The organism is Thermogemmatispora sp. (assembly GCF_042408735.1).
Classification (GTDB): domain Bacteria; phylum Chloroflexota; class Ktedonobacteria; order Ktedonobacterales; family Ktedonobacteraceae; genus Thermogemmatispora.
Window position 1 is genome coordinate 1 of sequence record NZ_JBHOQV010000116.1, and the last position, 4,346, is coordinate 4,346.

The 4,346-nt window shown below is 60.5% G+C and carries 2 protein-coding genes; both read right to left on the reverse strand.

The annotated features are described in order from the left end of the window. Positions 1-2,369: glycoside hydrolase family 9 protein (locus ACFMO7_RS10175; RefSeq protein WP_376795377.1), on the reverse strand; the 2,369-nt coding region annotated here is incomplete at its 3' end. A 608-nt stretch (positions 2,370-2,977) separates the two neighbouring features. Next, complete coding sequence (locus ACFMO7_RS10180; protein ID WP_376795378.1) at positions 2,978-4,282, reverse strand: multiprotein-bridging factor 1 family protein; 1,305 nt, start codon at positions 4,280-4,282, stop codon at positions 2,978-2,980. Between the last annotated feature and the right edge of the window lie 64 nt (positions 4,283-4,346).

Sequence of the window (4,346 nt, forward strand, 5' to 3'; positions counted from 1 at the left end):
GACAGGTTCGTCACCGTCACCGTGCTCCCCGACTGGCTGAAGCTCCCGTTCCAGCCCTGCGTCACCGTCTGCCCGTTGGGGAAGGTGAACTTGAGCGTCCAGCCGTTGATCGTCGTCGTCCCCGTATTGGTGATGTTGATCACGGCACCGAAGCCACCTGGCCACTGCCCCGTGATGACGTACTGCACCCGGCAGCTCAGACCCGCCACCGGCGTCGGACTCGGCGTCGGACTCGGCGTCGGCGTCACGGTCGGCCGCGGGGTCGGCGTCGGCGTCAGGGTGGGCTGTGGAGTCGGAGTTGCCGTCGGTGTGCTGGTAGCGGTGGCTGTCGGGGCAACAGTGGGAGTTGGCGTCACCGTTGCCGTTGGGACAGGTGTCGGCGTTGGAGCGGTACCATTGGGTTGCGTACCCCAGACCTGGGTATTGCCATCAAAGACCACAATATTGCTCACCTTCACCGGTGTCGCCCCTGCCGGCGTTGCCACACCCTGATACGACCAGTCGTTGGTTGGATCCCAGGCCCCGGAGCTGGTAATACGGAACTGGACCTGCTTCTGGTAGTTGCTCTGCCCACCCGGGTAAATCAGCACACCGGCGCAGCTCACTGTCACATAGTAAATGTTACCCGAGTACTGGGTTGGCCCCGAGAGCTGGTTGCCGCACTCGGTGTAGTTCATGTTCAGCGTGAGCATGCTCGGCGTCACGCCAGGCTCCAGCGTAAAGTAGTAACGCAGCGAGAGGTTACTTGTGACGCGGGCCGGCCAGCCAGTCTTGTTGATAAAGATGGCCTTAATCTCGGTGAAGTTGCTGCCCGAGGCGTTGACCGCCGCCGTCACATAGATCTCGTCGTCATCTTTGGGCTTGTCGGGCAGAGAGGCGACGGGACTTCCACCGTACTCCTGGTAGAGACGGGCCAGGGCCCCGACCAGCGCGGCGTTGTAGTCGTCAGCAGGCTCGTTGGTCTGATAGTTCTGACGATTATCGCTGAACTGATCGTCCGCCGAGCTGGGACCTCCGACCAGCGCTCCGTAGAGAATGTGGCGCTCGTAGGTTGGATTGTTGATATCGTTCGTCCACGAATCGTGGGCCTCACGATGGTGAGGCGTCTGTGGATAACAGGAGCCAAAACCGACCATGTAGCTACAGTTCCGTGGGTTGGCTCCCAGAATGTAGTTGATCTGCTGAACGGCGAAATCGTGATAGCGGGCGTAGAGCGGATTGCTCGAACCGAGATAGTCGGCATAGACCAGAGCCAGGAAGGCTGTATTGGCCGCGTAGCGCAGGGAACCCCAGCTATCGAGGAAGGCCTCGCCGCCCGGGGAATAGGTCACCCGCGAGCCATTGACACCGACCGTCCACCAGTCCAGAAAGCGCTGAGCGTCGTCCTTGTACTGCTGCTGACCGGTGATCTCGGCCATCAAGATATAGCAACCATAGGAGACGTCGTCCCAACTGATCGTCCATTGATACGAATGGACGTTTGTCTGCGACTGATAGCTGAGATTATTATAGTAGTTCTCAGCCTTCGTGAGATAGCTACTATCGTTGGTGGCCAGATAAAGCCAGATCGCCCCCCAGACCAGCTCGTCGTTGTAGCCACTGAAGGAAGTGTAGTAGCCGCTGGCCGCAGTGATACAGGCATCATACTTGCCGCGGTAGGTATCGGCAAAAGTATAGAGCTGCCTGGCATGGGTCAGCAGCGTGCTCGCATAAGTGGGGTCGGTGGGCTGGAAAACGATCGAGGCGGCAGCCATCGCAGCAGCGGTTTCACCGGCCAGATCGGAACCAGGACAGCTCGGGTCAATCTTGTAGGCCGGTCGGGCCATCTGCATGACCTCAGCCGGTCCCCAGAAGGCGTGATCGGCGCTGGGATCACCCACCTGGCCATAGAGGACATTGGGCGACGGATGGGCCTTGATAAAGTAGTCGGTGGCCCAGCGGATATTGTTGAGGATGTAGGGAAGCTGCCCATCCTGGACAAAGGCATTGCGGTACTGAATGACGCCCCAGGAGAGCATCGTCACCGTATAGGCCATCGGCAGACCAAACTTAACGTGGTCGCCAGCATCGTACCAGCCGCCAGTTAAGTCAAGGCCGACATCGGAGCCATCCTTCGTAGCCGAATCCCCAATCCAGGGAACCCGGTTCCAGGATGGCTTTGGGCCAGACGACTGCTCCTCATAAAAGTAGATGGCTTTCTGCAGGGCCTCACCATAGTTGAAAGCCGGAGCCGCACGAACCGAGGTCGGGCGATGAAAAGGACCGATCAGACAGGTCGTCAACAGCAGCAAAGTCCCCAGCATGACCAGGGCCGCCGCAGAGAGGGAGAGTCTGCTCTTGACAAGTACCCCTAGGTGGAAGGTTTTCATAGGTCGCCGTTTCCTTTCGCGATCTTCCTGCCGTCGCAGAGCGCCGTCTCCAAAAAGAAGACTCCGGGACAGTTTCCCAGAGCAAAAGACAACAGAGCAGGAACGTCTGATAAGAAGGGCCGCAGGTCGCGACAGCAGCGAAACCTCCCCTTTGGCTCCATCCAGTTCCACCGATGAACGAGGTCAGCCGCCCCCAGGCTGACACGAGCCAGCGAGAGCACAGGCAATTGATCGCGCTGCGGCACCGGACCACCTCCTTTACTTATGAGGCCCAGCCCTCGAGCACCAGCAAGCAAGTAAGTAAGCAAGAGAACTGAGGAATACCACAGAGTGCTGGTGGAAAGATACTCTATCTCACCCCCTCCCTGCCCACAAGAACACCCGCTAGACAGTCACTAGGCACCTGACGGGCAGCAAAGAGGGGAGCAAGCCCCTCACTCTGCCGCGCCAGGTGCCCATATTTTGCTGGACCGCCTCCCTGGGAGGAGCCAGGTGAGCTGCTGTAAGCCGGAGACCGGCGGCGGAAGAGGTCGGGAGCCAGCCAGCTCACAAGGCTCAGACAGCAAGGCATTCTTCGCCTCACCGCGCCCAAAGAGGCGCTCGCCCGGCTAGTCCTGCCAGAGCACTGTCTGCGTGTAGGAGGTACTCGAAGATGGAACGCTAAAAGTAAAGAGGAGGTGACCCTGCTGACCGGGGTTGCTCACGATATAGGTGATGACCTCGAATGGCTGCCCCGGCGTACAGGTGCCTCCTGGGGGATTGAAACGCACAGGCAGATCACGGCTGCTCGCCTGCCAGGAGAGCTTGCCGGCCTGGCCCTGGCTCTGGCCGCTGAAAGGCCAGAGCGTGAGAGTACAGCGATAACCAAGCGCTTCCAGGACGCAATCACGAGGCGTCAAGCGGTCCGGAGTGACCGTAATCATCAGAGAAACAGAGGCAGCAGCGACGGCCGGCGAGGCCTGGACCGGAACTGTAGGGGAGGGAACAGGCGGCGTAGACTGAGAAGTCGTTGCGGACCTGGCCGCCGTCGCAGTTGGAGTGGAAAATGCCCTGGATCCCGCCGAAGAGACGGGAGTGGTGGCAAGAGTGCGGGCATCCTGCCCTAAGCCAGCAAGGCGAGGTGAGGAAAGGACAGTAGGCTGTAGCTGACCCAAGGTGAGACCAGAGAGAATCACCGTGGCCACTACCATGAGCACTAAGAGGAAACCTAGACTTCTCCCGTAGCCAAAGCGACGAATAGCTCCGACCGGCCTCTCGGAGGCCTCAGGCCCAGCCCCCGGCGAGGACACGGCACTTGATGACTGCTGGTGCTGCTGCGGCAGCGGCGGCTCGGCCACCGAAGCCGACGAGGAAGGCGAGGGAGGCGACGAGGAGGTCAACAACCCGTGCTGCCGCAACCACTCGCGCAGCACGGCAGCGTTCATGTGCCCAACTTGCTCAAAGGCAGTTAAACTGGCTTCTCCGGAGCGCTGAGCCTGCGCGCGCTGCCCCTGCAAGACACGCACATAGGCGTCTTCCCAGAGCAGGTGCGCCTGCACGTCATGAACCGCACTCTGCAAAATATAGGCAAAGGTGTCCGTGCGCTGTTGCCATGATGGCGCTTGGGGCGGCATCACCCCCCAGGGCAGACTATGGCCGTTCTCCCCCACCTCCGTCCCCACGACCGCCGGCGCCATCGCCGCTACTTCCCCCCCTACGGCCTGCTCCCTGGCGCTCTCGAGCAGCCCCAGCTCCTCGGCGTTCTTGCCAAAGAGCTGACAAAGCTTCTCCCGAAAGTAAGGGGTCGGGGAAAATAACCCACGCTCCCAACGACTGACTGTGGTGGCGTCGGTACCGATCTGCTCCGCAACTTTGGCCTGGGACCAACCTCGTAGTTCGCGTGCCTGCCTAAGGCGACGATTTGGGGTCGGCATGCGTGTCTCCTCCAAAGACCTCGCAGCATTGGCTGATCTGCTGAGAGCATCCTGCTCTGCAGTC

Excerpts from the sequence above, each read along its gene's own strand:
- ACFMO7_RS10180 (WP_376795378.1), bottom strand. The coding sequence starts at position 4,282 with ATGCCGACCCCAAATCGTCGCCTTAGGCAGGCACGCGAACTACGAGGT.